Origin of the sequence: Brevundimonas sp. Root608, assembly GCF_001427825.1 — a bacterium.
Classification (GTDB): domain Bacteria; phylum Pseudomonadota; class Alphaproteobacteria; order Caulobacterales; family Caulobacteraceae; genus Brevundimonas.
The window spans coordinates 789,216-815,000 of the sequence record NZ_LMGT01000001.1 but is presented as its reverse complement, the minus strand read 5'-3'; the positions used below and the strand labels follow the sequence as shown (position 1 = coordinate 815,000).

The 25,785-nt window shown below is 69.3% G+C and carries 28 protein-coding genes; 8 read left to right on the top strand and 20 right to left on the bottom strand.

Features of this window, described 5'->3' with window-relative positions:
* Window positions 1–69 precede the first annotated feature (69 nt).
* Both ASD59_RS03820 and ASD59_RS03815 read right to left on the bottom strand, forming a co-directional pair.
* Window positions 70–498 (bottom strand): CBS domain-containing protein, encoded by a 429-nt coding sequence (locus tag ASD59_RS03820; protein ID WP_055828549.1) that lies wholly within the window; start codon window positions 496–498, stop codon window positions 70–72.
* Between the two features lie 47 nt (window positions 499–545).
* Window positions 546–1,196, bottom strand: coding sequence for a rhomboid family intramembrane serine protease (locus ASD59_RS03815; protein WP_055828546.1), 651 nt, complete (start codon window positions 1,194–1,196; stop codon window positions 546–548).
* 168 nt (window positions 1,197–1,364) lie between these two features.
* Here ASD59_RS03815 and hfaA point away from each other — a divergent pair, with 168 nt between their 5' ends.
* From hfaA to ASD59_RS03795, 4 genes are all read left to right on the top strand, one after another.
* Window positions 1,365–1,796, top strand: coding sequence for a holdfast anchoring protein HfaA (gene hfaA, locus ASD59_RS03810; RefSeq protein ID WP_055828542.1), 432 nt, complete (start codon window positions 1,365–1,367; stop codon window positions 1,794–1,796).
* Entirely contained in the window at window positions 1,793–2,809 is a 1,017-nt protein-coding gene (gene hfaB / locus ASD59_RS03805; RefSeq protein ID WP_055828539.1) for a holdfast anchoring protein HfaB, read from the top strand. The genes hfaA and hfaB overlap by 4 nt, the downstream gene beginning before the upstream one ends.
* Window positions 2,736–3,992 carry a holdfast anchor protein HfaD gene (hfaD, locus tag ASD59_RS03800; RefSeq protein WP_055828534.1) on the top strand — a complete coding sequence of 419 codons (1,257 nt, stop codon included), beginning with the start codon at window positions 2,736–2,738 and terminating at the stop codon, window positions 3,990–3,992. Before hfaB ends, hfaD begins: the two co-directional genes overlap by 74 nt.
* A gap of 126 nt (window positions 3,993–4,118) precedes the next feature.
* Window positions 4,119–6,998, top strand: coding sequence for a M16 family metallopeptidase (locus ASD59_RS03795; RefSeq protein ID WP_055828533.1), 2,880 nt, complete (start codon window positions 4,119–4,121; stop codon window positions 6,996–6,998).
* Between the two features lie 127 nt (window positions 6,999–7,125).
* On the opposite strand, the gene ASD59_RS03790 is transcribed toward ASD59_RS03795, so the two are convergent.
* Complete coding sequence (locus ASD59_RS03790; RefSeq protein ID WP_200943726.1) at window positions 7,126–7,998, bottom strand: hypothetical protein; 873 nt, start codon at window positions 7,996–7,998, stop codon at window positions 7,126–7,128.
* Between the two features lie 142 nt (window positions 7,999–8,140).
* On the opposite strand from ASD59_RS03790, the gene ASD59_RS03785 reads away from it, so the two are divergent.
* Entirely contained in the window at window positions 8,141–8,680 is a 540-nt protein-coding gene (locus tag ASD59_RS03785) for a PAS domain-containing protein (protein ID WP_055828530.1), read from the top strand.
* Here the strand turns inward: ASD59_RS03785 and ASD59_RS03780 are convergent.
* On the bottom strand, window positions 8,643–9,203 hold the full coding sequence (locus ASD59_RS03780) for a gamma carbonic anhydrase family protein (RefSeq protein ID WP_055828527.1): 561 nt from the start codon (window positions 9,201–9,203) through the stop codon (window positions 8,643–8,645). The two genes, ASD59_RS03785 and ASD59_RS03780, sit on opposite strands and share 38 nt — an antisense overlap.
* Before the next feature lie 303 nt (window positions 9,204–9,506).
* On the opposite strand from ASD59_RS03780, the gene ASD59_RS03775 reads away from it, so the two are divergent.
* Window positions 9,507–10,307 carry a PhoH family protein gene (locus ASD59_RS03775; protein ID WP_156376944.1) on the top strand — a complete coding sequence of 267 codons (801 nt, stop codon included), beginning with the start codon at window positions 9,507–9,509 and terminating at the stop codon, window positions 10,305–10,307.
* Window positions 10,308–10,460: 153 nt separating this feature from the next.
* On the opposite strand, the gene ASD59_RS03770 is transcribed toward ASD59_RS03775, so the two are convergent.
* Window positions 10,461–11,699 carry a cation:proton antiporter domain-containing protein gene (locus ASD59_RS03770; RefSeq protein ID WP_055828521.1) on the bottom strand — a complete coding sequence of 413 codons (1,239 nt, stop codon included), beginning with the start codon at window positions 11,697–11,699 and terminating at the stop codon, window positions 10,461–10,463.
* A 172-nt stretch (window positions 11,700–11,871) separates the two neighbouring features.
* Here ASD59_RS03770 and lspA point away from each other — a divergent pair, with 172 nt between their 5' ends.
* Window positions 11,872–12,378: a signal peptidase II gene (gene lspA / locus ASD59_RS03765; RefSeq protein WP_055828518.1), complete on the top strand. Its 507-nt coding sequence runs from the start codon at window positions 11,872–11,874 to the stop codon at window positions 12,376–12,378.
* Window positions 12,379–12,451: 73 nt separating this feature from the next.
* Window positions 12,452–13,015: a DUF3035 domain-containing protein gene (locus ASD59_RS03760; protein ID WP_055828514.1), complete on the top strand. Its 564-nt coding sequence runs from the start codon at window positions 12,452–12,454 to the stop codon at window positions 13,013–13,015.
* Window positions 13,016–13,073: 58 nt separating this feature from the next.
* Here the strand turns inward: ASD59_RS03760 and ASD59_RS03755 are convergent, their stop codons facing one another.
* The 15 genes from ASD59_RS03755 to ASD59_RS03690 all read right to left on the bottom strand — a co-directional run bounded on the left by ASD59_RS03755 (window position 13,074) and on the right by ASD59_RS03690 (window position 25,784).
* A complete protein-coding gene (locus tag ASD59_RS03755; protein ID WP_055828511.1) occupies window positions 13,074–13,982 on the bottom strand; it encodes a DMT family transporter in 909 nt (302 codons plus the stop codon).
* Window positions 13,983–14,069: 87 nt separating this feature from the next.
* Entirely contained in the window at window positions 14,070–14,552 is a 483-nt protein-coding gene (ssb, locus tag ASD59_RS03750; protein ID WP_055828508.1) for a single-stranded DNA-binding protein, read from the bottom strand.
* A 153-nt stretch (window positions 14,553–14,705) separates the two neighbouring features.
* A complete protein-coding gene (locus tag ASD59_RS03745) occupies window positions 14,706–15,146 on the bottom strand; it encodes a hypothetical protein (protein ID WP_055828505.1) in 441 nt (146 codons plus the stop codon).
* On the bottom strand, window positions 15,146–15,814 hold the full coding sequence (locus ASD59_RS03740; protein ID WP_055828502.1) for a hypothetical protein: 669 nt from the start codon (window positions 15,812–15,814) through the stop codon (window positions 15,146–15,148). Before ASD59_RS03740 ends, ASD59_RS03745 begins: the two co-directional genes overlap by 1 nt.
* A gap of 75 nt (window positions 15,815–15,889) precedes the next feature.
* Window positions 15,890–18,643 (bottom strand): hypothetical protein, encoded by a 2,754-nt coding sequence (locus tag ASD59_RS03735; RefSeq protein WP_055828496.1) that lies wholly within the window; start codon window positions 18,641–18,643, stop codon window positions 15,890–15,892.
* A gap of 269 nt (window positions 18,644–18,912) precedes the next feature.
* The gene (locus tag ASD59_RS03730; protein ID WP_055828491.1) at window positions 18,913–19,749 is read right to left on the bottom strand and encodes a flagellin; all 837 of its coding nucleotides are present in this window, start codon (window positions 19,747–19,749) and stop codon (window positions 18,913–18,915) included.
* Window positions 19,750–19,879: 130 nt separating this feature from the next.
* Window positions 19,880–20,170, bottom strand: coding sequence for a hypothetical protein (locus ASD59_RS14410; protein WP_055828488.1), 291 nt, complete (start codon window positions 20,168–20,170; stop codon window positions 19,880–19,882).
* A gap of 96 nt (window positions 20,171–20,266) precedes the next feature.
* Entirely contained in the window at window positions 20,267–21,100 is an 834-nt protein-coding gene (locus ASD59_RS03720) for a flagellin (protein WP_055828485.1), read from the bottom strand.
* A gap of 399 nt (window positions 21,101–21,499) precedes the next feature.
* The gene (locus ASD59_RS03715) at window positions 21,500–21,952 is read right to left on the bottom strand and encodes a hypothetical protein (protein ID WP_055828481.1); all 453 of its coding nucleotides are present in this window, start codon (window positions 21,950–21,952) and stop codon (window positions 21,500–21,502) included.
* A 5-nt stretch (window positions 21,953–21,957) separates the two neighbouring features.
* Entirely contained in the window at window positions 21,958–22,341 is a 384-nt protein-coding gene (locus ASD59_RS03710; RefSeq protein WP_055828478.1) for a M15 family metallopeptidase, read from the bottom strand.
* On the bottom strand, window positions 22,338–22,601 hold the full coding sequence (locus ASD59_RS03705) for a hypothetical protein (RefSeq protein ID WP_055828475.1): 264 nt from the start codon (window positions 22,599–22,601) through the stop codon (window positions 22,338–22,340). The genes ASD59_RS03710 and ASD59_RS03705 overlap by 4 nt, the downstream gene beginning before the upstream one ends.
* Window positions 22,598–22,765 carry a hypothetical protein gene (locus ASD59_RS14165; protein WP_156376914.1) on the bottom strand — a complete coding sequence of 56 codons (168 nt, stop codon included), beginning with the start codon at window positions 22,763–22,765 and terminating at the stop codon, window positions 22,598–22,600. The genes ASD59_RS03705 and ASD59_RS14165 overlap by 4 nt, the downstream gene beginning before the upstream one ends.
* Window positions 22,762–24,216, bottom strand: coding sequence for a DUF2793 domain-containing protein (locus tag ASD59_RS03700; RefSeq protein WP_055828472.1), 1,455 nt, complete (start codon window positions 24,214–24,216; stop codon window positions 22,762–22,764). Before ASD59_RS03700 ends, ASD59_RS14165 begins: the two co-directional genes overlap by 4 nt.
* A gap of 282 nt (window positions 24,217–24,498) precedes the next feature.
* Window positions 24,499–25,230 carry an anti-sigma factor gene (locus ASD59_RS03695; RefSeq protein WP_055828469.1) on the bottom strand — a complete coding sequence of 244 codons (732 nt, stop codon included), beginning with the start codon at window positions 25,228–25,230 and terminating at the stop codon, window positions 24,499–24,501.
* Complete coding sequence (locus ASD59_RS03690; protein WP_055828466.1) at window positions 25,227–25,784, bottom strand: sigma-70 family RNA polymerase sigma factor; 558 nt, start codon at window positions 25,782–25,784, stop codon at window positions 25,227–25,229. Before ASD59_RS03690 ends, ASD59_RS03695 begins: the two co-directional genes overlap by 4 nt.
* Window position 25,785 lies beyond the last annotated feature (1 nt).

Genomic DNA, 25,785 nt, shown 5'->3' with positions numbered 1-25,785 from the left:
CGGAGTCGCGGTCGACGGACCCGGGCCATTTTGGGGCGGGCTGCGATCCGCTCCTGCCCCGCCTGTCCTTCAGCCCGCCGCTATATAGGTGCGCAGGGATTCCGCTTCCCGCGTGGCCTCGGCGATCTGGCATTTCACCACATCGCCGATCGAGATCACGCCGGCCAGCCGGCCGTCACGCAGCACGGGCAGATGCCGGATTCGCCGGTCGGTCATCCGGCCCATCAGAATCGCCACTGTCTCCGCGGGGGCGGCGAACACCACTTCGGAGGTCATGAAGGCGGAAACCGGCTGGCCCAGCGCGGCCTGGCCGTCGCGGGCCACCGCCCTGACCACGTCCCGCTCGGACAGCACGCCCACGACCTTGTCGTTGCTGCAGACCATCAGGGCGCCGACACGCAGCCGGTCCAGTTCGCCACAGGCCTCGCCCAGCGTCAGTTCGGGGCCGATGGCGTAGACGGCGTCGCCCTTGTCCTTCAGAATTTCGGCGACCAGCATCGCGGCTCCTCCCTCTCTAGATAGAGCGCGGCCGCGGATGGACCGCTTCAGGCCTCAGGGTCGCGCAGATCGGGCGGCGAATCAAACGCTTCCGGACGAGGACGGAACGCCCTCGCCCACGGGCCGATCAGCAGGGCGCCGGCGATGAAACCAAAGGCGTGCGCCTCCCAGGCGATCCGGGCGCCTTCCATTCCCGGCGCGAATCCCAGCAGGCCGACGGCCACGTTGACGACCATGATCGCCGCCGCCGGCGTCAGGAAGCGTTTGTCCGTCAGGGATCTCAGGCGCCCCGATTTGCGGCCGAGCAGGCGCAGCGCCGCACCCATCAGGCCGAACACCGCCCCGGACGCGCCCACCAGGGCGTCGTAGCTGGCGGGATGGACGAGGCCGTATCCCGCCGTGGCGAGCAGGCCGCACGCTATATAGAAGGCGAGGAAGCCCGCCGCCCCCCTCGCGCCCGGCATCAGCCGCGCCACCGGCGTGCCGAAGGCGAGCCCCAGGATCGCGTTCATCGCCACGTGGGGCCAGCCGCCGTGAACAAACATGGAAGTCAGGATGCCGGGCCACCAGCCGCCGTCCCAGAGTGAGGACGGACGGAAGGCCAGCGACACTCCGCCATCCGGCAGCCGTGTCTGCAACCAGAACAACACCGGCATGGACACGGCGACGCCCACGGCCACCAGGGGGGCGTTGAACACACGTTCGGACGGCTGCGCGTTCAGGGCGAAAGCTCCGGCGAATCACGAAGACAAACCAATCGGTTGTCGAACGCCATCATGGCAAGCGCTTCTTAATAACCATGACCCAGAGTGGGACGAAGGATCCTTTCCGGTCCGTTGACTCTGTTTGCGTGAGAGGTCGCCGCCATGAGCATGCGCACGAAGCTGGGGTCCGCCGTGGTCCTCCTCGCCCTCGCCGCCCCCGCGGTCGCCTCGGCCCAGTCGGCCGGTTCCTCGAACATGGGCTCCTACCAGGCCGGCTATGGCGGCTCGCGCTACACCACCGCACGGCCCCAGACGGGATCGACGCGAGACGCAAACGGCAACCGGCTGATCGTCAACGGTGTCATCCAGGCCGGCGCCAGCGCCTATTCCAGCGCGAGCGGGGGCGTATCCTCCAGCTTCACCGGCGCCGGGAACAGCGGGGGCACAGCCATCGGCGGGTCGACCGCCATCGGCAACAATCTGAACGTCGTCGTTCAGGGCAACCACAACACCGTCATTGTAAACTCCACCCAGGTGAATAACGGCGCGATCAACGCCGGAACCAGCCTGAACGGCACCCTGAGGCTTCCATGAGCGCTGGCTCCCTTTCGCGACGGCTCCGGGTCGCGGGCGTCGCTTCCGCGGCGGCCGCGCTGCTGAGCGGCTGTATCTCGGCCTCGGCCGGTCCGACCGGGCAATATGCGTCGCCGATCGGCAACGCGCCGGTGACGGCCAACCCGACCCCCTACTCCGCGGCACTCTACTGCATGGCCGACTACGCCCGGCGCTACAGCCTGCCTTCGCCGCGCATCGCGGTCGGCCGGATCAGCGACTACACCGGCACCGTCTCGGCCGATGGCGGCCGCCAGATCACCGGCGGCGCATCGCTGATGGCCAATACCGCCCTGGCCAAGTCCGGCGCCCATATCGTGGAACGTTACGACACCTCGGTGTCCGAGCTTGAGCTGCGCTACGCCAACAACCGGCTGATCGGCGACGACGGCCCCGGCGGCCCCGGGGACACACAGTACCGTCGCATCCTCGCCGGCCAGGTGCCCGGCTCGGACTTCTATATCGTCGGCGGCATCACCGAGGTGAACTACAATATACGCTCGGGCGGCTTCGACATGGCGGCGGGCCAGGCCAGCAGCCAGACGCCCCTGTCGACCGCGTTCTCGGGCAAGGCCTATGTGATGAACATCGCCATCGACCTGCGGCTGGTTCAGACCACGACGCTCGAGGTCGTCGATGTCGTCTCCTACCAGAAGCAGATCATCGGGCGGGAGATCTCGGCCGGGGTGTTCGACTTCCTGAACGGCAACGTCTTCGACATCTCCGCCGGCGAAGGCGGGCTCGAGCCGGTCCAGCTGGCGGTGCGCGCGCTGATCGAGCGGGCCACCGTCGAGTTCATGGCCAATCTGTACGGTGCGCCCGGACCCGAGGTCTGCCTCGGCGCCGGACCCGACCCCCTGGGCGGCACGGTCGGTCCGACCGGCGGCTATTATCCCGCATATCCCAACACGGACACGAACAATGGCGAAACCCGCGCGGACCCGTCTCGCTGGCACGATCGCCGCGACGTTGCTGTGCGCCGCAGCCGCTACTGAGGCCGCAGCGCAGACGCCGCCGCAGGACGGGGCGATCGTCCTCAATGAACAGCTGCAGCTGGGCGACGTCTTCGCCGGCCAGACGCTGAACGTGGTCGACGCCCAGGAGCAGGTGACCGTCGAAACCTCGGCCCAGGGCAACTCCGCCTCGGGCGCCGTCGAGAACGGCGCCATCACGGTCCAGTCGAATCAGGACATGCGCGGCGACGCCGTGGCCCGGACCGACGTCATCCTGGGCGGCGATACCTATGGGGAGGTCAACGCTGCCTCCCAGGCGGGCGGCAACTATCTGGCCGTCAGCGCCTACAACGCCGATCTGACGGTCGATGCGACCCAGTCCAACACCGGCGCTCTGGTCAGCGCCACCACCGAGGTGGGCGACAGCAACGCCCGGCTGCACGGCGGCGTGGCGGTCAACGCCTCGGCCATCTCCAACACCGTCGCCCTGGCGGGCCAGGCCTCGTTCCTTCAGGGCGCGGTCGACCAGTCGTCTTCGGCGGTCGTTCGTTCGTTCGGCCGTATCCAGAGCCAGTACATCCCCGCGCCCGGCAGCGTGGACAGCGAGGCCATCGTCAACGCCGTCGCCGTCAACAGCAACGCCACATCGGGCCAGAACCTGTCGATCACCCAGCGCTCGACCGGCGATTTCGTCGAGGCCGAGGCCAGCTCCAACGCGGGCAACGCCTGGGATCTCGCCGCCCGGGCTCGCGCCAGCGCCAACCAGGCCGTACTCTATAATGAGGGCGGCTCGGTCGTGACCGGGTCGGACCAGACCAACACGAGCTTCGTTCGGGCCTCGGCCCTCACCACCGCCTATGACTTCGGCCAGGCCGAAGCCCGGGCCCGCGGCGTCGCCAACGAGCTGTCGGTCGGCAACAACGACATCTTCGTCGAGATCGACAACACCCAGTTCAACTCGGGCGGCGTGGACGTGACGGCCACCTTCTCGGGTACGAACGGCTATGACGCCTATGTCGGGGCCGAGGCCGTCGGCAACAGCGTGACCGGCTACGCCTGCTCGACCTGCGAAGGCTTCCTCGACGCGAGCAACACCCAGACCAACAGCGGCGACGTCTCCGCAGTGGCCAATACGTCTGTCGCCGGTTCGGGGCGTGCTGTCATTACCGGGGCCACGGCCGTCGGCAATTCCGCCAGCTTCTACGTCTCGCGTCCGACAAATTAATCTTCGGTAACTTGAGCCGACCCCGGCCGTCGCCGAAAGGTTGCAGGGGGCGTCGGCGACCATCGCCACGGCCCCCGTCCCATGTCCGGCGCGGGAGTGATCGCGCCTTTCGGAAAGAGACCGAGAATGCGTTCCGTCCGTCGTCTGTTGTTGCTCGTCGCGGCATCCACCACCGTCCTGATCACAGCCTCGCCGGCCCTGGCCCAGGCGCTGATCCAGCCCTCGGACCCCTGGGCCCATGCCGCCAGCGACATTCCCGCTGACACCAACGTCCGCTTCGGCGTCCTTCCCAACGGCATGCAGTATGCGATCCTGCGCAATGCGACCCCGGCGGGTCAGGCCTCCTTCCGCCTGCGCATCGACGCCGGCTCGCTGATGGAGAACGAGGACCAGCTGGGTCTGGCCCACTTCATGGAGCATATGGCCTTCAACGGAACGACCAATATTCCCGAGAACGACCTGCTGCGCATCCTCGAGCGGCTGGGCCTGGCCTTCGGCGCCGACACCAACGCCTTCACCAGCTTCGACCAGACCGCCTATCTGCTGGAGCTGCCCCGCACCAATGACGAGACGGTCGACGCCGCGCTGCGCATCATGCGCGAACAGGTGTCCGAGGCCCTGATGGCGGCGGACGCGGTTGACGACGAACGCGGCGTGATCGAGGGCGAGGAGCGGATGCGCAACACGCCGCAACTGCGCATCGCCAAGGCCCAGTTCGGCCTGCTCGCGTCGGGTCAGCGCCTTTCGAACCGCCTCCCCATCGGCGATCTCGACATCATCCGCACTGCCCCGCGAGAGCGCTTTATGGAGTTCTACAATGCCTATTACCGGCCAAACCGCGCCACCTTCATCGCGGTCGGCGATTTCGATGTCGAAGTGATGGAAGGCAAGGTCCGGGCCGCGTTCGAAAGCTGGACCCCAAAGGCGGCCGACGGTCCCGACCCGGATCTTGGCCAGGTCGCCGCACGCGGTCCCGAAACCCGCGTCCTGGTCGAGCCGGGCGTCCAGTCCTCTGTCGATATCAACTGGATCCGCCCGCCGGATCTCGATCCGGACACCGTGGCCGAACGCCGGGAGAATCTGATCCAGAATCTAGGCCTGGCCGTGCTGACGCGCCGTCTCGGAGAGCTGGCGCGCGCCGACAATCCCCCGTTCGTGAGCGCAAGCGCTTCGAACGCATCCGTTTTCGACAGCCTGTCGGCCGGTTCGGTCAGCGCCAACTTCAATCCCGGCGGCTTGACGCGCGCCCTGCAGTCGATCGAGCAGGAACAGCGCCGCCTGGTGCAGTTCGGGATCACCGAGGCCGAACTGCAGCGCGAGATCACCGACAACCGCACCCGGCTGCAGAACGCGGTCACGGCCGCCGCAACCCGGTCCACGCCCGCCCTGGCCAACGGCCTGCTCGGGGCGGCCAATGACCGGAACGTCTTTGCTTCGCCGGCGACCAGCCTCGCCCTCTTCAACGCCACCGTCGAGGGCCTGACGCCCGATCAGGTGACTGCGGCCGTCCGCCCGGTCTTCGATGGTCAGGGCCCCGTCGTCATGGTGACCTCCCCCGTCCCGATCGAGGGCGGCGAGGCCGCTGTCACCGCGGCGCTGGAGGCGTCTCGTCAGGTCGCCGTCACGGCCCGCGCCGACGAGGCCGCGCTGGAATGGCCCTATACGGACTTCGGGACGCCCACCCGGCCGAGCGCGCGCACCGAGATCGCCGACCTTGGGGTGACCCGCGTCGACTTCCCCAACGGCGTCCGCCTGTTCGTCAAGCCAACCGAGTTCCGCGACAACCAGATCCTGGTCAACGTCCGCACCGGCATCGGCGAATTGGCCCTGCCCACGGACCGCGTAACCTCGATGGCCCTGGCCAATTCTGTAATGGGACCGGGGGGCACGGCGAAACTGACCGTGGACCAGCTCAATCGGGTGCTCAGCGGCAAGACCTACAACATCAATGCCGGCATGGCGACGGACGCCTACACCCTCGGCGGATCGACCAAACCGGAAGATCTGCAGCTCCAGATGCAAGTGCTGACGGCTTATCTGGTGGATCCCGGCCTTCGCGCCGCTCCCTTCGAGCTGGCCCGCAGTCAGTTTCCCGCCCAACTGGCCCAGCTCCGCGCAACGCCGGGCGGCGTGCTGGGCCGCGATCTCGGCGAACTGATCAGTTCGGGGGACCAGCGCGACGCGATGCCCACGGAGGCGGAGATCGCCGCCATGTCGATCGAGGAGGTCCGCGCCGGCGTGACCGAGGGCCGCGCGCGCGGGCCGATCGACATCGTCATGGTCGGCGACGTGACCGTGGACGCCGCCATCGCCACCGTGGCCAACACCCTCGGCGCCCTCCCCGATCGGGGAGCGCAGGCCGAACCGCTGCCGGGCTCCGACGTCCGCCGCTTCCCGGCTCCCTCGGCCGAACCGGTTCAGCTGAAACACGAGGGGCCGGGCGAGCAGGCGATCGGCCTCATCGGCTGGCCGACCACCGACGCGATCGGCGACCAGCTCGAGGCGCGGCAACTGGCCATCCTCAGCGCCGTGGTCCAGCTGCGGCTGAACGAGGAAGTTCGGGAAAAACTGGGCCTCTCCTACGGTCCCGGCGCGGGTGCGTCGTCGTCGTCAGTGTTCCCCGACTACGGCTACCTCCTGATGCTGGCCGAGACGCGCCCGGAGAGCCTGCCTGCGCTGTTCACGGCCTTCGACTCCATCGCCGCCAGCCTGCGGGATACGCCGATCAGCGACGACGAACTGCTCCGGGCCCGCGCGCCGGTCGTCGAGTCGCTGCGCCGCAGCCGGGCCGATAACGGCTACTGGGTGAGCCAGCTCGCCGATGCGGGGCGCAAGTCCGAGACCTTCGATGAAATCCGCTCGCACGTGACTGACTACGAGTCCGTCACGCCCGCCGACATCCAGCGGCTGGCGCGTCAGTATCTGACCCCGGACAAGGCGTGGCGGCTGACGATCACCTCGGACAACCCGGCCGCCGCCCCCGCGGCTGCAGCCCCGGCCCGGTAGACGAAAAAATGGCCCCGGTCCTTGCGGATCGGGGCCAGTTTGCTTCTCAGGATGTCGACGGAGCCGACAATACCGTTCTAGGCGTCCGCGGCTGACCCGCGGCTGAACGCCGGTGTTCAGACTGGCGTCAGAAAACCCGACCGCCGACGCCGCCGTCCAGGGTGATCATCGCGCCCGACACAGCCATGCCGGCCTCTTCGATCACTTCCTCGCGGTACTCGGTGTAGGTTTCCTCGCGGACCCAGGTCACGATCTTCACACCCGCGCCGTAGCGGCGCAGCAGGGAGCGTTCGTTGCAGTCGCGCTCGTCGCGCTGACGCTTGCACTCGATCTGGCCGCCGCGGCCGTGCCACAGGGCCTCGCCCTTGCGGCAGTCCATGGTTTCACCGTGGCCGAAATCCGTATCGCCCTGATACTCGGCCCAGGTGATCTGCAGCCAGGTGCCCGCCAGGCAGCGGTACAGCTCGCCTTCATAGCTCCCGTCGACCTCGCGGTCGGGGCGAACCTGGGAGGCCGGGTGCGGCACATTGCGGTCGTCGATGCAGAAGGCCCGGATCACGACCCGCTTTTCCCAGCGCCGCCGGGCTTCATAGGGAACGCGGATGGTCCTGCGCACCCGCGCGCCCTCGACGTTCAGGCCGCTGATGGTGGTCGGATAGGGCTGGTCGACCGTGACATAGGCCGAACCGCCGCCGCTGACGAAGACGCTGCCGCCGGCGCGCGCGTTCAGGCCCGCCCGGGCCGCCGCATTGGCGTTGGCGTTGGCGTTGGCGTTGACGTTCACATTGACGTTCAGGTTTCCGCCGCCGCCGCAGCACGGCGGAGGCGGAGGCAGCTCGCAGCACGGCGGGGGCGGGGGCGGGGGCGGCGGCGGCTCGCAGCACGGCGGCGGCGGCGGCGGGCACACCGGTCCGCACTGGGCCGCAGCCGGATCGGCGAACGCCATCAGGGCCGTGAAGCCCCCCAGCGCCAACAGCCAGTTCATGATCCGCACCCGCATGGGCCGACCTCCACATCAAAACTTGCGCGGTCCCGGCAAGGCGCGGGCCGCTCCAGCCTGCATCTGACGCCAGGAAGCCTTTCAATTCCGTTGCTTTCGGCCCGGCCCGGCCCTTGCGACGGGGCGGCCAGAGGCCAAGCCCATGTTTCATCCTGATACGCAGTTCCTGATCGACCACTGGACCAGCCTGTCGCGCCGCACCGGGACGCGGGCCGGCATTCCGGCGCGCGCGGCCGTGGAGCCGGCCGCCCTGGGCCTGCGCCTGCCGCGGGTGTTCATGGCCGAGCGGCCCGGCGAGGACGCCGTCGTGCGGCTGGCGGGCGGCTGGATCGAGGATTTCCACGGCGAATGGCTGAAGGACCAGCCGCTGCTGTCGCTGTGGCGGCCGGCCTCACGCCCCCTGGTCGCGGCCGCCCTGACCCAGACCCTGCGCGAGGCCCGCCCCGTGGTGCTCATCGCCCAGGCCGGCCAGGCCGCCGCCCAGATCGAGATCGCCCTGGTTCCCTTGCGGGGTCCGTCCGGCGAACCGGACCGGGTCCTGGGCCTGTACGCGCCGTCCGCCACCCTGACCCTCGCGTCCGACGAATCGCGCCTGCTGACGGCCCGGGTCTCGATCGGCGTCGGGGAGGCCGCGCGGGCGCCTCTCAGTCTTGCGGCGGCGCACGGCCGGCGTCTGGCGTAAGGGCCGCGAGGTCGCGTCGGTAGCGCCTCCAGTTCTGTACATAATGGGCCGCCGAAGCCCTCAGGGCCTCGATCTGCCCCGGCTCCAGCTCGCGCACCACCTTGCCCGGCTGGCCCATGACCAGCGAGCCGTCGGGAATGACCTTGCCCTCGGTGATCAGGGTGTTGGCGCCGATCAGGCAGTTCTTACCGATCCTCGCGCGGCCCAGCACCACCGCCCCGATGCCGATCAGGGTGTTGTCGCCGATCTCGCAGCTGTGGAGCATGACCATGTGGCCGACGGTGACGCCGTCGCCGATGGTCAGCGGTTCGCCGGGGTCGGAATGCAGCACGCTGCCGTCCTGGATATTGGTGTCCCGGCCGATGGTAATGGGGTCGTTGTCGCCCCGCACCACGGCGCCGAACCAGACGCTGGCGCCGGGTTTGAGAATCACGTCTCCTGTCAGGATCGCGTTCGGAGCCACCCAGTATTCGCCGTCTGGCGGAAGCTGCGGTTTCTTGTCAGCCAACGCATAAATCGTCATGGAAACATCACCTTACCTTGAGTGGTTTCTTGGCTTTAAGGCTTCGTAAACCACGTTAGCATCATTCTGTTGTTGCGATTCGAGGCCGCCATTTCGGCCCCGGATCGGAAGCCGGATCAAGCCCGGTCCGGTCAGACCTCGGGGGACGTGCGTGGTGCGTTCGGTTCGGCGGCTCGCGCCGCTGGGAGATTTCCGGTCCCTGGAAGGGCCCTCCTCCGATCCGGGCGGATGCGTCGCATCCCCTTCTTCTCTCCCTACCTTCGTTCGAGGCGATGCTTTTGCGGCATCGCCTTTTTTCATGCCCTGGAGGCGTCCATGACCAAGCGTGCAGCCATCAAGCGCCAGACCCGCGAGACTTCGCGTGAGCACGGCGTGCTCGATTCCCGTCAGTTCATGGAGGATTCCAAGGTACGTCGCCTGCCGACCCACACCGGCCATGGCGGCTGGTCACCCTATCCGTCCAACGACGACCGGGACCAGGCCTATCTGAAGACGCTGAAGCCCAAGTCGGACGGCCAGGCCGAATTGATGACGGCGATCGACAACCACAACATGGTCCTGGCCCTCGGGCCGGCAGGCACCGGCAAGACCTATCTGGCCGTGGCCAAGGCGGTCGAGGCGCTGGAAGCCGGCAAGATCGGCCGCATCGTCCTGTCGCGCCCCGCCGTCGAAGCGGGCGAGTCGATCGGCTTCCTGCCCGGCGACATGGAGGACAAGCTGGCCCCCTATCTGCGCCCGCTCTACGACGCGCTTTCGGATCGGCTGAGCATGAAGCGGGTCAAGGCGCTGATGGCCGAGGGGCTGATCGAGATCGCGCCCATCGGCTATATGCGCGGCCGCACCCTGAACAACGCCTTCATCGTCGTCGACGAGGCGCAGAACTGCACCTACGTCCAGCTGAAGATGCTGCTCACGCGGCTGGGCTGGCATTCGACCATGGTGGTGACGGGCGATCCGCAGCAGTCCGACCTTCTGCCGGGCATTTCGGGCCTGTCGGACATCGCCGAACGTCTGCTGCCGGTGCCGAACATCGCCGTGGTGAAACTGGCCGAGCAGGACATCGTCCGTCACCCGCTGGTCGCCAGCATGATCGGAGTCCTGTGAAACCCTGATCCGGCAGAGTCCGGATCCGCTCGAAAAGAGAGGACATTGCGGACACATCGGACTCTTCGGGGCTGAAATGTCTGGCGTTCGCGATCATCCAGACAGTCTGACAGACCACTACGTCAGAAACGGTCGCACGCCGTAAGATCGAGATCAGGCCGTCGCGGGATTCTCCGCGGCGGCCTTTTCTTCGACCGAACCACTGGCGGGAGGCTTCGGCCGGGCGCCCATCCGGTCGATCAGGGCGAAGACAAACGGGTTCAGCGATATCGACAGCAGGGCGGCCGCCAGAATCAGATCGTGGGTCTCCTGCCGCATGCCGCCCAGCTGCACGCTGAGGGCGGCGAGGATGAAGGAGAACTCGCCGATCTGGGCCAGGGCCGCTGCGACGGTCAGGCTGGTGGCCTTGTCCAGTTTGAAGGCCGTGGTGATCGCCAGGGCGGCGATCGACTTGCCGACGATGACGATTCCCAGAACGCCCAGCACGGCCAGCGGCTCGCGGACCAGGATGGTCGGATCGAACAGCATGCCGACCGAGACGAAGAACAGCACGGCGAAGGCGTCGCGCAGCGGCAGGGACCGCTCGGCCGCGTTGTGGCCCAGCGGCGAGCTGTTGAGAACCAGTCCGGCGAGGAAGGCGCCGAGGGCGAACGAGTGGAACAGGGCGTAGGCGATCCAGGCGATGCCGAGGGCGATGGCCAGGACGCCGAGGGTGAACAGCTCACGCGACCGGGTGTGGGCGATGCGGACCAGCAGCCACGGCAGCAGCCGCGCGCCGACAACCAGCATCACGCCCGTGAAGGCGGCGACCTTGAACAGGGTCCAGCCGATCGATTGCGCCAGTTCCATGCCGTCCAGCGCCTCCCCCGGCTGGATGATCAGCAGCGGGAGGATGACGAGGGCGATGACGATCACCAGATCCTCGACGATCAGCCAGCCCATGGCGAGGCGGCCGACGGGTCCCTTGACCTGTTTGCGCTCCTCAAGCGCCCGCAGCAGAACGACGGTCGAGGCGACGGACAGGGCGAAACCGGTCAGGGTGGCCTCCAGGTGGCTCATGCCCATCAGTCGGCCGAGCGCCCACCCCAGTCCCGTCGCCGCCGCGATCTGCACCAGCGCCCCGGGGATGGCGATCCTGCGCACCTTCATCAGGTCGGCCAGCGAGAAATGCAGCCCCACGCCGAACATCAGGAGGATGACGCCGATCTCGGCGAGTTGGGGGGCCAGTTCGACATCGGCGACGTAACCGGCCGTGTGAGGCCCGACGATGACGCCCGCCACCAGATAGCCGACCAGGGGCGACAGCTTCAGCCGGTTGGCCAACATGCCGAACACGAACGCCAGCACGAAGCCGCCGACGAGGGTGAGGATCAGGCTGTCGGCATGCGGCATCGGCGCTCCTGGATGCGGGCGGCTCTTTCCTCGAATTGAAGGCGTCACATCTGGGGTCTGGAGCCGTTCGAGGCAACCGCTGATGCGCCGACGCGAGCGCGCGACACGATTGCCCCTTCGCGCTTCGCCCCCGGACTGCTAACCGAACGCCCTTCACATTTCAGCGGCCCGTATGAAAATCTCACGCCTCGCCGTCACGGCCTTCGTCTTCGCCCTTATCGTCGTCGTGCTCGACCAGCTGACCAAGGCCTGGGTCCTGTCCGGCCTGGACCTGCGCGAGGTGGGCCGCGTCGAGGTCTGGCCGCCGATCCTGAACTTCACCTGGGTCGAGAACCGCGGCGTCAGCTTCGGCCTGTTCGGCGACGGCTCGGCGCGCTGGATGCTGAGCCTGTTCTCGGTGGGGGTCGCCGGGATTCTGGGCTGGTGGGCGCTGCGGGCCGACAGGCGATTGCTGATCAGCGCCATCGGCCTCGTCATGGGCGGCGCGATCGGCAATGTGATCGACCGTATCCGCTTCGGCTTCGTCGTCGACTTCATCGATTTTTCGGGCACCCGGATCTTCCCCTGGGTGTTCAACATCGCCGACAGCGCCATCACCGTCGGCGTCATCCTGCTGATTCTCGACAGTCTGCTGTCCGAACGGGCGGCCAAGGTTGGCCTCGCCGCCGAAAAGTCGTAATCAGCCGCATTCATCCAGGCACCACGCGCGCGCCCGTTCGGCGTCCGAACCAGATCGCTACCGAGATCACATAATGCGTCTTCGTACTGTCGCCGTCCTGACCCTCACCACCTCGATGCTCGCGCTCGGCGCCTGCTCGAGCGTTCGGCAGGGGATCGGCCTGACCAAGGTCACGCCCGACGCGTTCCTGACGGTGTCCACCGCTCCCCTGACCGTTCCGCCCGAGTACGGCCTGCGCCCGCCGGCGCCGGGCCAGCCGCGTCCGCAGGAACTGGCGCCCGAATCCGCCGCCCGCCAGATCCTGCTGGGCCAGCGCCAGGCCGTGACCCGCTCCGCCGGCGAACAGCAGCTGGTCGCCCAGGCCGGCGGCGACCGCGCCGACCCCCTCGCCCGCTATGTCGTCGACGACGAGTTCGGTGATCTGGCGCACAAGGAAGAGGGCTGGGCCAACCGACTGCTGTTCTGGCGCCGTGACAATCCGGCCAGCCAGGCCGCGACCACGACCCAGACCTCGGAAGGCGCTGTCACGGTCGACGCCGCCAGCGAATACGCCCGCCTCCAGGAATTGACCGGGGGCCGCACCGGCATCGTTATCACGCCGCGGCGCGACACCGGCTTCAAGCTTCCCGGCCTGTAGGCGCTCCAACCCCTGGGATGAAGGGCCCGGATGCGACAGCGTCCGGGCCCTTTTCGTGTCAGGCCTTCGCCGCTCCGGCCCTCAGCCCGCGCTCGGCCAGGGCCACGATGGCGACCCCGCCCATGGTCAGGGCCGCGCCGGTCAGGATCTGAGGCGTCAGCACGTCGCCCATGAAGCCCCAGCCGATCAGGATGGACACCACCGGGGTGGCGAGCAGATAGGGCGTCACCCGCCCGGCCTCGCGCTTCTGCACCAGCCAGAACACCAGGGTGGTGGCCAGAACCGAGGACACCAGCCCGGCCCAGACGACGCTGGTCCAGACCAGCAGGTCAGCCTGCCGGATCGCGTCCCACTGCCCGCGCTCGAATGTGGCCGAGGCGAAGGCCAGGGTCGGCAGGGCCACGAGGGCCAGCAGCCCCTGCATCTTCAGCGGCGGGATGGATGTGGTGCGCCGGGCGATCACCGTCGTCAGGGCCCAGGCCGAGGCGGCGGCGATGCCGACCAGTATGGCCTTCCAGTCGGCTATGGCGTGCGGATCCAGCGTCATCCAGGCCACGCCCGCGAAGGCCACCGCCATACCGGCTAGGGCGAAGCGCGACAGCTTTTCGCGCAGCAGCAGGAAGGCGAACAGCGCCGTGAACGGCACCCACAGCTGCGCCGCCACCGACACCGGACTGACGTCCTGCGCCAGCCAGAAGGCCAGATAGATCAGGCCGTAGTGGATGGGTCCGCCGAGTACGACGATGATCGCCAGGCTCTTCCAGTTCGGAAACGGCCGCCGCACGAAGGGGATCAGGCAGGCGGCGGCGATCGCGAACCTGAGCGCGCCCACCAGCAGGGGCGGCATGGTTTCCGTGGCCAGCTTGGCCGCGGCGTTGTTGACGCCCCAGATCACCACGATCGCGATGATGGCGAGGATCTCGACCGGCGAGAGCGGGCTGTGGGGCTTGTCGGGGGTAATCACCACCCGGCTATGGCACAGGTCCGCGCCGCCGGGGCCTCAAAGCCGGTAACGGAGCGTTTCGCACGCTCCGTCACCGGCCCGGGTTCGCGCCTAGAACGGAATGTCGTCGTTCAGGTCGTAACTTTCCTTGGGACCGCTGGGCTTGTTGGCGCCGCCGGTCGAGAAGCCCGAGGAATAGTCGTCGTCGCCGCCGCGCGAGGCCCCGCCGCCGGCGCCGCCGTCACGGCCGCCCAGCATGGTCAGCTCGCCCTTGAACTTGTTGACCACAACCTCGGTCGAATATTTCTCGACGCCCTGGGCGTCGGTCCATTTGCGGGTCGCCAGCGTGCCCTCGATGTAAACCGTCGAGCCCTTCTTCAGATAGTTCTCGGCGACCTTGATGATGTTGTCGTTGAAGATCACGACGCGGTGCCACTCGGTCTTTTCCTTGCGCTCGCCGGTGGCCTTGTCGCGCCACTGCTCGGAGGTGGCCAGCGACAGGTTGGCGACCCGCTCGCCCGAGTTCAGCGTGCGGATTTCCGGGTCCTTGCCCAGGTTGCCGACCAGAATGACCTTGTTGACGCTGCCCGCCATCGCCGAGCTCCTTCTTCGTTCTTGGCCCGTCGCGCTTCGCGCTGTTCGGGCCGGGATTATTGTCAGGCCTGACTAGCGCGGTTCCCGGACCCGTAGGTCAGCTTTGTCGCTGTCATCCACAGGCGCGTTTGTTCCACGTTTGTTCCGTTTCGTCTAGGGCGTGGGAGCCGCCGGTTCCGGCGAGGCCGACACCGAAACGGGCGTGCCGTCGATGGCGCGCTGGATGGCGCTGGGAATGGCCAGCCGCCCGTCGCCGGTCCGCGCCAGCAGGATGAAGCGGGAGCCTTCGAGCGTCTTCGAGATCCATACCCCGGCGCGGTCGATGAAGATGAACTGCCCCTGATACGAGCCCACCACCTCGCGCCGGTTGCCGCCCATACGCAGGAAGCGAAGGCGCATCTCCTCGAGGCGCGCCGCGCAGAATTCGATCTGCGGCTGGCTGTCGGCCACCTTGTTGAAGCGCGGCGGCTCGCCCTCGGCCCCCATCTCCACGGCGTAGCAGACGCCCGGATCGAAGGGGGCCTCGGTCGCCTTCTCGCAGGCCGCGAGCGCCAGCACGCTGGCGCCGAGCGCGGCGGTCGTCAGAAGCTTCATCAGCGCAGCCCCGGGAACTGGCAGCCCCGGTCCTGTTCGACCAGGGTGCGGAAACGATTGTTGTCAGGCGACTGTTCGACCCGGCGCGGCACGAGCCTGAGCGTGGTCTCGCCCCAACGGCCGTACAGGGCCTCGCCGGGCCGGACGCAGGTGCCGGCGTACAGCGCCTGGACGCAGGCGTTGAGGCTCATGTTCGAGGACAGCGAGCGCCAGTCCGATCCCGTGTAACGCAGGCATGGGCTGCCGGAGGCGGTCTGGACGGAGGGCTGGGCCGGCTGGTTCTGTTCGATGGCGGGCGCGGGTTCGGCCTCGGTCAGCTCGACCGGCGGAAGGCCGGGCGGCGGGGCGAAGGCGGCCGTCGGGGCCGCGGCCAGGGCGCCCGTCTCGTCGATGCCGACGTCGAGGGCGTCGGTGGCCACGCCGTTGCGGCGCGCGCAATCGGTCAGGGTCGCCATGCCGATGAACTGGCCGTTCACGAAACAGCGCAACTCGCGGGTCGTGCTGAGCTCCGGCGCGTCGGCGACGTCGACCGTCAGCCCGCCCTGTGCAGCCGGGGGCGGACCCGCGTCGCGGCCTCGCCCGCCGCTGAACACGAGGGCCAGCACCACGGCCGCGACGACCGCCAGACCGGCGCCGATCGCGATAAGAAGACGATTGTCCTGGGGCATGAAGGGCTCGCGCGGATGGAGCCCCCAATAACCCCGCCCGGACGTTCCGCGTCAACGTTCTTCGTGGCCGGAGGCCTATCCGCCGAGGCGAGACAGGGCAGCCTGATAGTTGGCCAGCTGGGCGTTGAGATAGGCCGGCACGCGCCCGCCTGCCGCAGCACCGACCGGCGCGGGAGCCAGGGCGCGATAGGCGTCGCGCACGGCCTTCATGGCCCCCTGCAGACGTTCGCCGGCGGTCTTCACCGCGGTCGCGTCGCCGAGGTGGAGGCCGGCGGGAAGGTCGAGGCCGAAGGTCTTGATGATGTCATCGCCTATGGAGGCGCCGATATAGCCCGGCGAAAGACCCAGGCCCGCGAGGGCGTCCCGGCCTGTCTCACCCGAGGTCAGCACGGCGCCGGCCTTGCCGTCGCGGGCTGCGATCGACAGGCGCTGGAAGCCGCCGGTGGTCGTGGTGGTCTCACCGACTGTGCCGGTGACCGCGCCGCCTTCGGACGCGATCGTGACCTTCAACTTGCCCGACGAGGCGATCTCGATCTTTCGGGCCAGGGTGGCGAGCGTGTCCTTGGCCTCGATGGTCACGGAAATGGCCCGGCCGCCCGCCGCGGGGCTGACGTAGAAGCGGTCTCCCACACGGACCGAGGTGGCGTCGATCAGCCGTTTGGAATCGCTCTGGTCGATTTCCCCCTTGGGCAGGCCCAGCCGGTCCAGCACGCTGGCCCCGTCCGCGGCGACCGCGAGGGTCAGGGGCTTGGCCTGATCGCCGTCGCCGGACCAGGTCTTCTCGTACTCGACCGTCCCGCTCAGCGGATCGATCCGGGCCAGATAGCCCGTCGTGGGATCCGTGGCCTTGGCGGCCTCGCCGCGATCGGCGATTCCGGTGATCCAGACCTTGCCGTTGTGGATCTTGACGTCCGCGGCGCTGTCGTCCCCGGTTCCGCCATACCAGGTCATCCGGTCGCCGGGGGCGGCGGCCAGGTCGGCCGACAGGGTGGCGATGAAGACGTCCTTGCCGCCCGAATGGGCCGTCGTCTCCGTGCCCGCCGACAGGCCGCTGTCGCGGCTCGCGCCGGTGACGATGACCTGCCCTCCCGATACCGCGACGCCGGCGATGTCGCCGCTGATCACGCCGAGATCCCGCGTCGAGGCCAGGGTCGGAACGCCGGCCGCGTCGAGGGTGAAGCGGCGCACGACGGCGCGGCCGTTCTCGACGCCTGCGGTGTAGAGGTTCGAGCCGTCGATCGTCATCGCATCGACGCTGTCGTCGCTGACGGTCCCGAACTGGGTCGCGGCGGTCGCCTTGGCGACGATGCCGGCGGTCGGATAGGGCTCGCCCGCCTTGAACGCCTGTACATAGCCGTCCCAGCCGCCGACAGGGGATGCGCCGGTGATCGCCGACCGGGCGCGGCCGGCGATATAGACGGTTCCGTCGGCGCCAAAGCTGACCGAGGTCGCCTCGTCGGCGTCACGGGCCCCGCGGCGCTGGCTCCATTGCTCCTCGCCGTCCTTGTTGAAGACGGTGACGAAGCTGTCGGCGACGGTCGCGGCCTCGCCCGTCCTGCCCGCGTCGGCGGTGGAGGTGTTCAGCGCGCCGGTGACCGAGCCGGCGACGGCCACATTTCCGGCGGCATCGATGGCGATGGCGTAGCCGCTGGCGGTCGAGGCCGCTCCCAGGGTTCGGGTCGCGACCAGACGCCCGGCCGTGTCGTACTTCATCAGGGCGACGTCCTGCACGCCCTTGATCGGCTGGGTGTCGGGCCCCGCGGTGACGTCGGCGACCAGCCACAGCGAGCCGTCGGGGCCGACCGCGCTGGCGCGGACCGTCCTGACCCCGTCAGGCAGGTCATCCTGCGACAGCCGGCCTTCGATCCACAGGGTTTCGCCCACGCCCCCGGCGACGGGCGGCGCCGCCGTACCGCCGTCGCTCTGGAACTTCAGCAGTTGGGGCGTGCCGGCGGTTCCGGCCGCCTGGACGACATAGACGGCGTCCGAGGTCGCCGGCGCGGTGAAACCGACCGTTTCGGTCGACGCGCCGCGGATGGCCAGGGCCCATTTGTCAGGACCGGCGGGCAGGGTCACGGGCTTGCCGTTGACCTGGACCGTCTTCGGCTCCGCCTTGATCTGCTGACGCCCGACGCGCGTCTGGAAGCCGGCGGTCTCCAGCTGGGCGTTGATATGGGCGAGGACATTGTCGAGCGTCCGCGGCGTGGCGCCCATGTCGGCCAGATCGATCGGCACCGCCGTGGTCAGGGAGTCCGTCAGGCCGACCGGCGTCTTGATGGTGATGCTGAATTTCGTATCGCCCTGGAAGGCGGCGACGGGCGTGTCGGTCGAGCCTTCGTGGATCGGTCCGGTGATGGACACGGCGCTGTCTCGCGGCACGGCGGCGGTCGTCTTGCTGGTGGTCCGGGTCGTTCCCTGCACCATGCGGATGTCGTCGAAGCCGGCGGCGGACAGCCATGTCCCGACCTCGCCCACCCCGGCCGTGAACCGCTTGTTGAGCTGGGTCAGTTCCAGCGCGCTGACGCCCTTGGTCGCGGCGCGGTTGGTCAGGGCGTTCAGCGTGTCGAGGCCCTGATAGAGGGCGAACAGCTTGCGATAGTCGACAGAGGCGGACTTCAGATCCAGCTGGGCCGCGCCCTCGTCGATGAATTTGCGCCCGCCCAGGGCCGCCCGCACCAGCGCATCCTGCTTGGGCGCGACGGCGGTCGAGGACCAGGGCGGAGTCGGCTGCTTCTTCGTAGCCTGCTGCAGCGCCGCTGCCGCGTACGGCGACGTGTCGCCGACGGAGGAACCGCCGAAAAGACCCAGAAGATAGCTGTTGTTGATCACGCGCGGCTCCCGGCCCCCACTGTGGGGGGTCGAGCGTAACGAGGCCTTAACGTCCGTAAACGGGACGACGCCGAACGGGACTCGCCGGCCGACTCGGGGAACAATGATCGTCGGCGCCCGTTATTCGCGCGCCGGACAAGAAGGACGCCGCGATGACCGTCTTCTTCAATGCCTTGAGATCGTTGCTTTCCCTGTACGGATTCGGGTCCCGAACCGCCCTGCGCCGCAGGCCGGCCGCGATCCGGATCGGACACGGCCGCGCGGTCTGATCAGCCCCCGCGGAACAGCGACAGGATGATCTGCGGCGCCTGGTTGGCGATCGACAGCGACTGGGCGCCCAGCTGTTGCTGCACCTGCAAAGCCTGAAGCCGTGCGCTTTCCTTGGCGAGGTCGGCGTCGACCAGATTGCCGATGCCCGATTCCAGCGTATCGACCAGCTTGGTGACGAAGTTGTTGTGCGCCTCGATCTGCTTGGCCTGGGCGCCGATCGAACCGAGGGCGGCGTTCAGCTGGGTGATCGAATCGTCCAGCCGGGTCAGGGCCTGGCTCGCGCCCGTCAGCGTCAGGAGGCTGTCCGACAGGGCCAGCTCGATGATGGCGCCGCCCAGCGACAGATCCTTGGCCGTCAGGGTGACGAAGCTGCTGGCGTCGGCGTTGGCCAGGAATTTGATGCCAGTGGTCAGCGATCCGTTCAACAGGTTGCCGCCGTCGAACGAGGCGTTGCTGACCTGGGACGAGAGGGCCCGCAGCAGGGCCTTGAAGTCATTGTCCAGCAACTGGCGGGACTGGGTCTTCAGCGAGCTGTCCTTCGCCGCAACGACCTTCTCCTTCAGCTGGTTCAGCAGGTCCGAGATGGACTCGCCGGCCGAAAGGGCCACATCGGCGACCGAGGTCGCCCGGTCCAGGCTCTGCTTCACGGCGCTGAGCGCGCCGACATCGGCCCGCTGGCCCTGGGCGATGGCCCAGATGGCGGCGTTGTCCTTGGCCCCCTGGACCTTCAGTCCGGTTGAAATCCGGCCCTGGACATCCGCGAGGCGGTCATTCGTCCGCGAGAGGTTCTGCAGCGCGATGGCCGCGGAGTTGTTGGTATGGACGCTATTCGTCATCCGACTCAGCCCTGTGAGGTTTCACCAAGGCTAGAGGCGCAAGCGTGCACACATGGTTAACGACCGCTAACCATGCCGAAATCCGCGCGGATCGCTCCTGCGCGGCGGGTGGATCGATTGTTCGACGCGGTCAGGCGGTGGTGTTGATGACCGAGCCGGAGCTGTATTCCGCGGTCCGCATCAGGTCGACGACCTGTTCGCGGGGCAACTGCCTGACGACCTCGCCGGTGACCCGGTCCAGCGTCTTGTAGATGAACGACCCCGCCGGCCCCTCCTCGATCACCAGGCGGTAGCGCGCGGCGCGCGCAGCCTCTTCGGAGGCCCGGTTGTCATGGAAATCGCCGCCCGCCGTGGAATCGGCGGCGGCGGCTGGCAGGATGGCTGACGCGGTTACTGTTCCTATCTTCGCATTGTCTTGCATGGCTCCGTCCGACGGGGCTGAGCCCGCGGCTTCCTATAAAGGGACTGGATCGGTCGGGCGGGATCCGCGTGGGACCCCGCCCTTCCGGGTCGATCCTTAGCGGAACAGTCCGAGCAGGATGGAGGTCGAGGAGTTGGCGATCGACAGCGCCTGCACACCCAGCTGTTGCTTGGTTTGCAGGGCCTGGAGTCGGGCGCTTTCCTTGGCCAGATCGGCGTCCACCAGGTTGCCCACGCCGGTTTCCAGGGCGTCCTGGAGCTTGCCGACGAAGCCGAGGTGGGTGGTGAACGACTTGGAGCCGGTGCCCAGGCGAGCCAGGGAGGCCGAAACCTTGTCGATCGACGCGTTGACCAGACCCAGGGCGGTCGTGGCCAGGGTCGAGGTGCCGATGGTGGTCGTGGCGGTGACCGTGACGTTCGCGCCGCCCAGCGACAGGTTTTCACCCGCCACCTTCAGAGTCGAACCCGCGGTGTTGGCGAGGGCCTTGTAGCCGCCGGTGCCGGTCGAGTTGTCCAGCAGGTTCACGCCGTTGAACTTGGCGTTGGCGACGACGGTCGCGATCTGGTCGCGGATAGCCTTGAAGTCTTCGTTCAGGGCCGAACGGGCCGAGGTGGTCAGGCTCTTGTCCGTGGCGGACAGGGCCTTTTCCTTCAGCTGGCTCAGCAGATCGGAGACCGATTCGCCGGCGGCCAGGCTGACGTCCACGGCGGAAGAGCCGCGGTTCAGGCTGTCCTTGACGGCGTTCAGGGCGCCGATTTCTGCGCGCTGGCTGGTGGCGATGGCGAAGATGGCGCCGTTGTCCTTGGCGGACGAGACGTTCTTGCCGGTGCTGATGCGATTTTGAACCGTGGCCAGTTCACTGTTCGTGGACTGAAGGTTCTGAAGGGCGATCTGCGCGCCGATGTTCGTGTTAACGCTGTTCAGCGCCATGACGATATTCCTTGTTTCAAGGTGTCCGACGCCATTTTGGCTGCCGGGAGCATTTTGCTCGCAGCTATCGCAGCAAGGACGGGACCAGTCGCCAGACCGGCATGCCGGACGGCCGATCGTTGTTTTTGCTGCGTTAGTTCCTGTTAAGCACGTCGCGGACCCGGCAGAATGTGCCGGGTGGACGGCAAGAACTGCCCGGTCGCCCTGCAGTTTGTGCCTCCGGCGCGTCCCTACCGCCGCATCCACGGCCAGAGGCGACGCGGCGGCTCCGCCCACCGGTCGAGCAGGGCGCGCTCGGCCAGCAGGGTCTCGACCGCCAGGCTGCGGGCGGCGTCGCAAAGAACAAGGGCCCCTCCCCGTGCGGCGTAGGACGCCTCGAGGTCGGATACGTCAGGCGCATCAGGAAGCCGGTCCAGCCGGCAGGGCGTCGTCGCCGCCGCCGGCAGGATCAGCCGGGGCGGCGGCGCAGACGGCGGGGGCGAGATCGCACAGCCGGCGATCATGCTCGCGCAGACGGGCGGCGCGAGCGGGGTCCAGCGGGAGAGAGGCGTCATGGGCGCTCCTGGCATGGTCAGCGGCGCGGCCGGTCGCCCGGGCGACCGAGACGGCCTGTTGATGATGGATGTCGATGCGGCGCGCCTGGTCGGCCGCGCCCTCGACCTCGAGCCGGCGCGCGGCCGCGTCGGAGTCCGCCGCCGCGGCGCGGGCTTCGGCTGCGGCGAGACGATGGTCGGCCAGGCCGAACGGGTCCCAGCGAAGCCCGAGGCCGCGCCCGAACGCCAGGAGGGCGACGACCGCAAGCGCCACGGCCAGACCCCAGCCCGGCGGCGTCAGCGCGCGAAGGATGGCCAAGGCCCTCACGGGAACGCCTTCCGGTCCAGCTCGAAATGAGGGCCGTCGCGCAGGGTCGGCCAGTCGCCGCCCCACACGATCGCCGTGCCCTGGCGCGCGGCGGCCGCCTTGAAGGCCGCGGCGATGCGCGGATACAGCGGCCAGTCCCAGCGCACCTGGCCGTCGACAAGGGCCGCCACGTCGACAGCGTGGCCAGTCAGGTGACGCGACTTGCGGGTGCGGCTGGCCCCGGCGCGCACAAGAGCCGCCTGCCGCTCAGGCGTGCGCAGCCCTTCGGTGACCATGAAATCGACCGGCGTCAGGGCCGAGGCCTCCTTGACCAGGGCCACGAGCCGGGGGTGCACGCCCGCCAGCCGTTTCAGCGAACGTTCGGACAGGCGGAAGCTCATGACCGCCTCCCCGGCAGGGCGCCCAGGCTGGCGATCAGCTGCTGCGCGGTCGGCGCGACGAGGTACAGCACCATGGTCAGGGCCAGCAGCGCCATCAGGCCCCGGGCCAGAGCCGGCGCGGCCTCCGGCGGCGTCGCGGCGATCAGCCGGTCCAGCAGCAGCCAGGCCCCGCCGCTGGTGGCGAAGACATAGAGCCTGCGCCACAGCCAGCGGCCCTCAGCCAGAGTGACGGGCGCCTCTTCGGGCGGGAAATCGGTCATCGGACGTCCTCCGGATCGTCAAGGCTGCAGCCGGCGCGACGCCAGCCGTCGACGCCGTGGGTGAACAGATCGGCGTCGGTCAGGCGGCGGGGGACGTCCCACGCCTCCTCATCCAGCAGCAGGGCGTCACGCCAGTCGTCATGAGAGGTCAGGGAGCGGGTCATCCGAGCGCCGTGATCCAGACCACGCCGGCGGCGCCCGAGCCGCCGACGCCTCCAGCCGTTACGCCGGCCCCGCCGCCGCCGCCGCCCGCGCCGGCTCCTCCGCCCGCGCCCCCGGCATGGCCCGTCCCCGCGGCGACCGCGCCCCCGCCGCCTCCCCCGCCGCCAGCCCAGTGAAGGGCGGGTTGGGGGGCGGCCGCGCCCGCCGTTCCAGCGCCGGATCCGCCCGCGCCGCCGGGAGCCTGAACCGCCAGACCGCCGCCGTCGCCGCCGGCTCCGCCGGCCCGGACGACGCCCGCGCCATCCAGTCCTCCCCCCGCTCCGCCGCCGCCCGGTCCATCCGGCCGGTCCCGGTCCCTGCCCGGCGCGCCGGCTGTCGCGACGCCTGAGGCGCCGCCGGCGTTGGACGCGGGCGCTCCGGCGCCGCCGACGCCTCCTGCCCCGCCCGCGGCTCCGTCCTGACCGCCGCCGCCTCCGGCGCCCTTCAGCAAAACCACGCCGCCCAGGGAGACGACGCTGTCAGCCCCGTCCGCGCCCGATCCGCCCGCCCCGACCTCGATCGTCAGGCCGGCGCCCAGCAGATCCGCCGGCCACGCAGCGCGGCTGACGCCGCCCGCCCCGCCCCCGCCGCCCCCCGGACGCGCGCCCGAGCCGCCGGACGCGCCGCTTCCGCCCCCGCCGCCGCCGCCCACGGCCACCGCCTCGACGCTTCGCGCCCAGACGGGCGGCGTCCAGGTTCCGGATGCGCTGAACACGGTCACGGACCGTCGGACGACGCCGCGGGTGAAGACCGCCCGGCCTGTCGCCCGCTCGACCGAAAAGACGTCGCGCCAGTCCGACCCGTCCGCGCTGACCTTCAGCCTGAGGTCGTCGTCCCCCACCAGCCCCAGCTCCGCCCGGCCGCCGTATCCGCTCTGGAACACCAGCGACAGGACGTCGCCCGCCGTCTCCTTGTTGAGCGTCAGCCGCAGGTCGCCGGTGCCGCCGGACGCCGCCTCCCGGGCGGTCCACAGGGCGTTGTTCAGCCTGGCGAGGAAGGGGTTCCAGCTGTCGGCCGTGGCGCCGAGGCCCAACCGGCCGAGATCCTGGATTTCCCCCAGCCTCCGGCCCAGGGCGACCCAGCCGTCCCAGTGGCGCACCACCAGCTCGGCCGCATCCCCGACCAGGACCACCAGCCCGTCCGGGGCCGCGACCGCCGTCCAGCCGCCGCCCTCGGCCCGCACCAGCGTCCCGGCCGGGCGGGCGCCCCAGTCCGCGCCAGTCGCGCCGGCGGGCAGGATCCACAGGGCGCCGTCCGTCGGCGCGGTCGGCTGGGCTGTCGTCGTTCGGCTGACCACCGCGGTCTGGACCAGGGCGTCCAGCCGGGTCAGGGCCTCGTTCAGGGTCACATGTTTCTGCATCTGCCCGGCCGCCAGATAGGGCAGCTCCAGCCGGGCGCTGTGGTCGTCGCTCATCGTTGTCTCCGCACGGTTTGTCGGAGATCAGTGTGGGGGCGGCGCTTCCTGCGGCTGGCAAATGACGCTGGTTCCGGTCGAAAACCGCGACAAATCAGTGGCCTGACGTCCGAAAGTCGTCTGGTTCAGCGGGAAAGGTTAGCGGGGAAGCCGTAGTGGAAGGGCTGGACGGCCTCCCCGCCTGACGGGCCCGTTGGCTGTCAGGACCATGCGGTGCGCTCGCGCGCGACCGCAACGGACTCGTCGCAGCCAGCTACGGGCCGTCCGCGCGCGCGGATGCGATCAGAGACGCTGAAGTTCGCCCGAAGCGACGACGGGCCCGTCGGGATGATCCGGCGGCGGCGTGTGGCCGGGGGCCTCCATGGAGACGGCGACCGCATTGGCCTGGCCGGCCTTGCCGGACAGGGCCCGGCCGAGGTTGTGGCGCGAGGTGGCCGAACCGTCGATGGCGCCGACCAGCTGGACCCCGCCCTCGGGCATGACCAGCCACAGGTGCGGCACCCGCGTGTCGCCGGCCATCTCGGTGGTCGGCGCCAGATACAGTTCACCGGTGCCGGGGTCATAGGCGATGGTCATGGCCGCCGCCCCGTTCTCGAGCGTCAGGGTGGCGACGCGCGTCACCGCCACGGGCGCCGCCGGCGCGGGAGCCGGCGGAACCGGAGACGGCTGGGCCAGCAGCACGACGACCGCCGCCAGACTGGCGGCCAGCAGGCCGGTGGAGCCCACGGCCCACGTCCGCCAGAAGGCCAGCCGCCGGTTGTCATTGGCGGCGACGGGCGGCAGGCCGGCCTCGACGCGCGGCCAGACGTAGGGGGACGGCGCGACGGGCGCAGTTCCGTCCGCCAGACCGGCGAGATGTTCATTCCACGCCTCGACCTCGGCCGCGAAGCCGGGATCGGCCGCCTCGCGCGCCCGGGCGGCGGCCTCCTCGGCGGGCGACAGGACGCGCAGGGCCAGTTCGCCGGCCAGGGCCCGGTCCTCGTCCATGCCTTCGGTGTCGGTCGGATCGGTCATGAGTCGAGACAGGCCCTCAGCCGCATCAGCCCCCGCCGGATCCAGCTCTTCATCGTCCCCAGCGGCACATTCTCCCGCGAGGCCAGGGCGTCATAGGTGACGCCCTCGAGGAAGGCCGTGCGGATGGCCCCGCCCGTGCGGTCGTCCAGTTCGCCGAGACAATCGTTCAAACGGCGGACGTCGTCGCCGGACTCCAGCGCCTGGGCGGGCGACGGCGCGTCATCGGCCACCTCGAAGGCGTCGTCGATCGGCGTCGCGCCGCGCATCGCCGTTCCGGACCTCAGCCGGTCGATCGCGCGGTTGCGGGCGATGGTCACCAGCCATGTGATCGGGCTCGCGCGGGACGCATCGAAGCTCCCGGCCTTCCTCCACACGGTCAGATAGGTGTCCTGCAAAACGTCCTCGGCCAGTTGGCGGTCAGCCAAGATACGCAGGGTCACGCCCAATAGCTTCGCGGAGGTCGCGTCATAGACGCGGCGGAAGGCGGCGCGGTCGCCCTGGCCTGCCTGGCCGAGGGCCATGGACAGTTCATCGCGGGTGAGGATGGAACTCATA

Coding starts and splice junctions, on each gene's coding strand:
- ASD59_RS14410 (WP_055828488.1), bottom strand. CDS start 20,170: ATGCAAGACAATGCGAAGATAGGAACAGTAACCGCGTCAGCCATCCTG.
- hfaA (WP_055828542.1), top strand. CDS start 1,365: ATGAGCATGCGCACGAAGCTGGGGTCCGCCGTGGTCCTCCTCGCCCTC.
- ASD59_RS03780 (WP_055828527.1), bottom strand. CDS start 9,203: ATGACGATTTATGCGTTGGCTGACAAGAAACCGCAGCTTCCGCCAGAC.
- ASD59_RS03690 (WP_055828466.1), bottom strand. CDS start 25,784: ATGAGTTCCATCCTCACCCGCGATGAACTGTCCATGGCCCTCGGCCAG.
- ASD59_RS03705 (WP_055828475.1), bottom strand. CDS start 22,601: ATGACCGATTTCCCGCCCGAAGAGGCGCCCGTCACTCTGGCTGAGGGC.
- ASD59_RS03785 (WP_055828530.1), top strand. CDS start 8,141: ATGTTTCATCCTGATACGCAGTTCCTGATCGACCACTGGACCAGCCTG.
- ASD59_RS03740 (WP_055828502.1), bottom strand. CDS start 15,814: ATGCCCCAGGACAATCGTCTTCTTATCGCGATCGGCGCCGGTCTGGCG.
- ASD59_RS03795 (WP_055828533.1), top strand. CDS start 4,119: ATGCGTTCCGTCCGTCGTCTGTTGTTGCTCGTCGCGGCATCCACCACC.
- ASD59_RS03700 (WP_055828472.1), bottom strand. CDS start 24,216: ATGAGCGACGACCACAGCGCCCGGCTGGAGCTGCCCTATCTGGCGGCC.
- ASD59_RS03745 (WP_055828505.1), bottom strand. CDS start 15,146: ATGAAGCTTCTGACGACCGCCGCGCTCGGCGCCAGCGTGCTGGCGCTC.
- hfaD (WP_055828534.1), top strand. CDS start 2,736: ATGGCGAAACCCGCGCGGACCCGTCTCGCTGGCACGATCGCCGCGACG.
- lspA (WP_055828518.1), top strand. CDS start 11,872: ATGAAAATCTCACGCCTCGCCGTCACGGCCTTCGTCTTCGCCCTTATC.
- ssb (WP_055828508.1), bottom strand. CDS start 14,552: ATGGCGGGCAGCGTCAACAAGGTCATTCTGGTCGGCAACCTGGGCAAG.
- ASD59_RS03790 (WP_200943726.1), bottom strand. CDS start 7,998: ATGCGGGTGCGGATCATGAACTGGCTGTTGGCGCTGGGGGGCTTCACG.
- hfaB (WP_055828539.1), top strand. CDS start 1,793: ATGAGCGCTGGCTCCCTTTCGCGACGGCTCCGGGTCGCGGGCGTCGCT.
- ASD59_RS03760 (WP_055828514.1), top strand. CDS start 12,452: ATGCGTCTTCGTACTGTCGCCGTCCTGACCCTCACCACCTCGATGCTC.
- ASD59_RS03730 (WP_055828491.1), bottom strand. CDS start 19,749: ATGACGAATAGCGTCCATACCAACAACTCCGCGGCCATCGCGCTGCAG.
- ASD59_RS03770 (WP_055828521.1), bottom strand. CDS start 11,699: ATGCCGCATGCCGACAGCCTGATCCTCACCCTCGTCGGCGGCTTCGTG.
- ASD59_RS03820 (WP_055828549.1), bottom strand. CDS start 498: ATGCTGGTCGCCGAAATTCTGAAGGACAAGGGCGACGCCGTCTACGCC.
- ASD59_RS03695 (WP_055828469.1), bottom strand. CDS start 25,230: ATGACCGATCCGACCGACACCGAAGGCATGGACGAGGACCGGGCCCTG.
- ASD59_RS14165 (WP_156376914.1), bottom strand. CDS start 22,765: ATGACCCGCTCCCTGACCTCTCATGACGACTGGCGTGACGCCCTGCTG.
- ASD59_RS03720 (WP_055828485.1), bottom strand. CDS start 21,100: ATGGCGCTGAACAGCGTTAACACGAACATCGGCGCGCAGATCGCCCTT.
- ASD59_RS03710 (WP_055828478.1), bottom strand. CDS start 22,341: ATGAGCTTCCGCCTGTCCGAACGTTCGCTGAAACGGCTGGCGGGCGTG.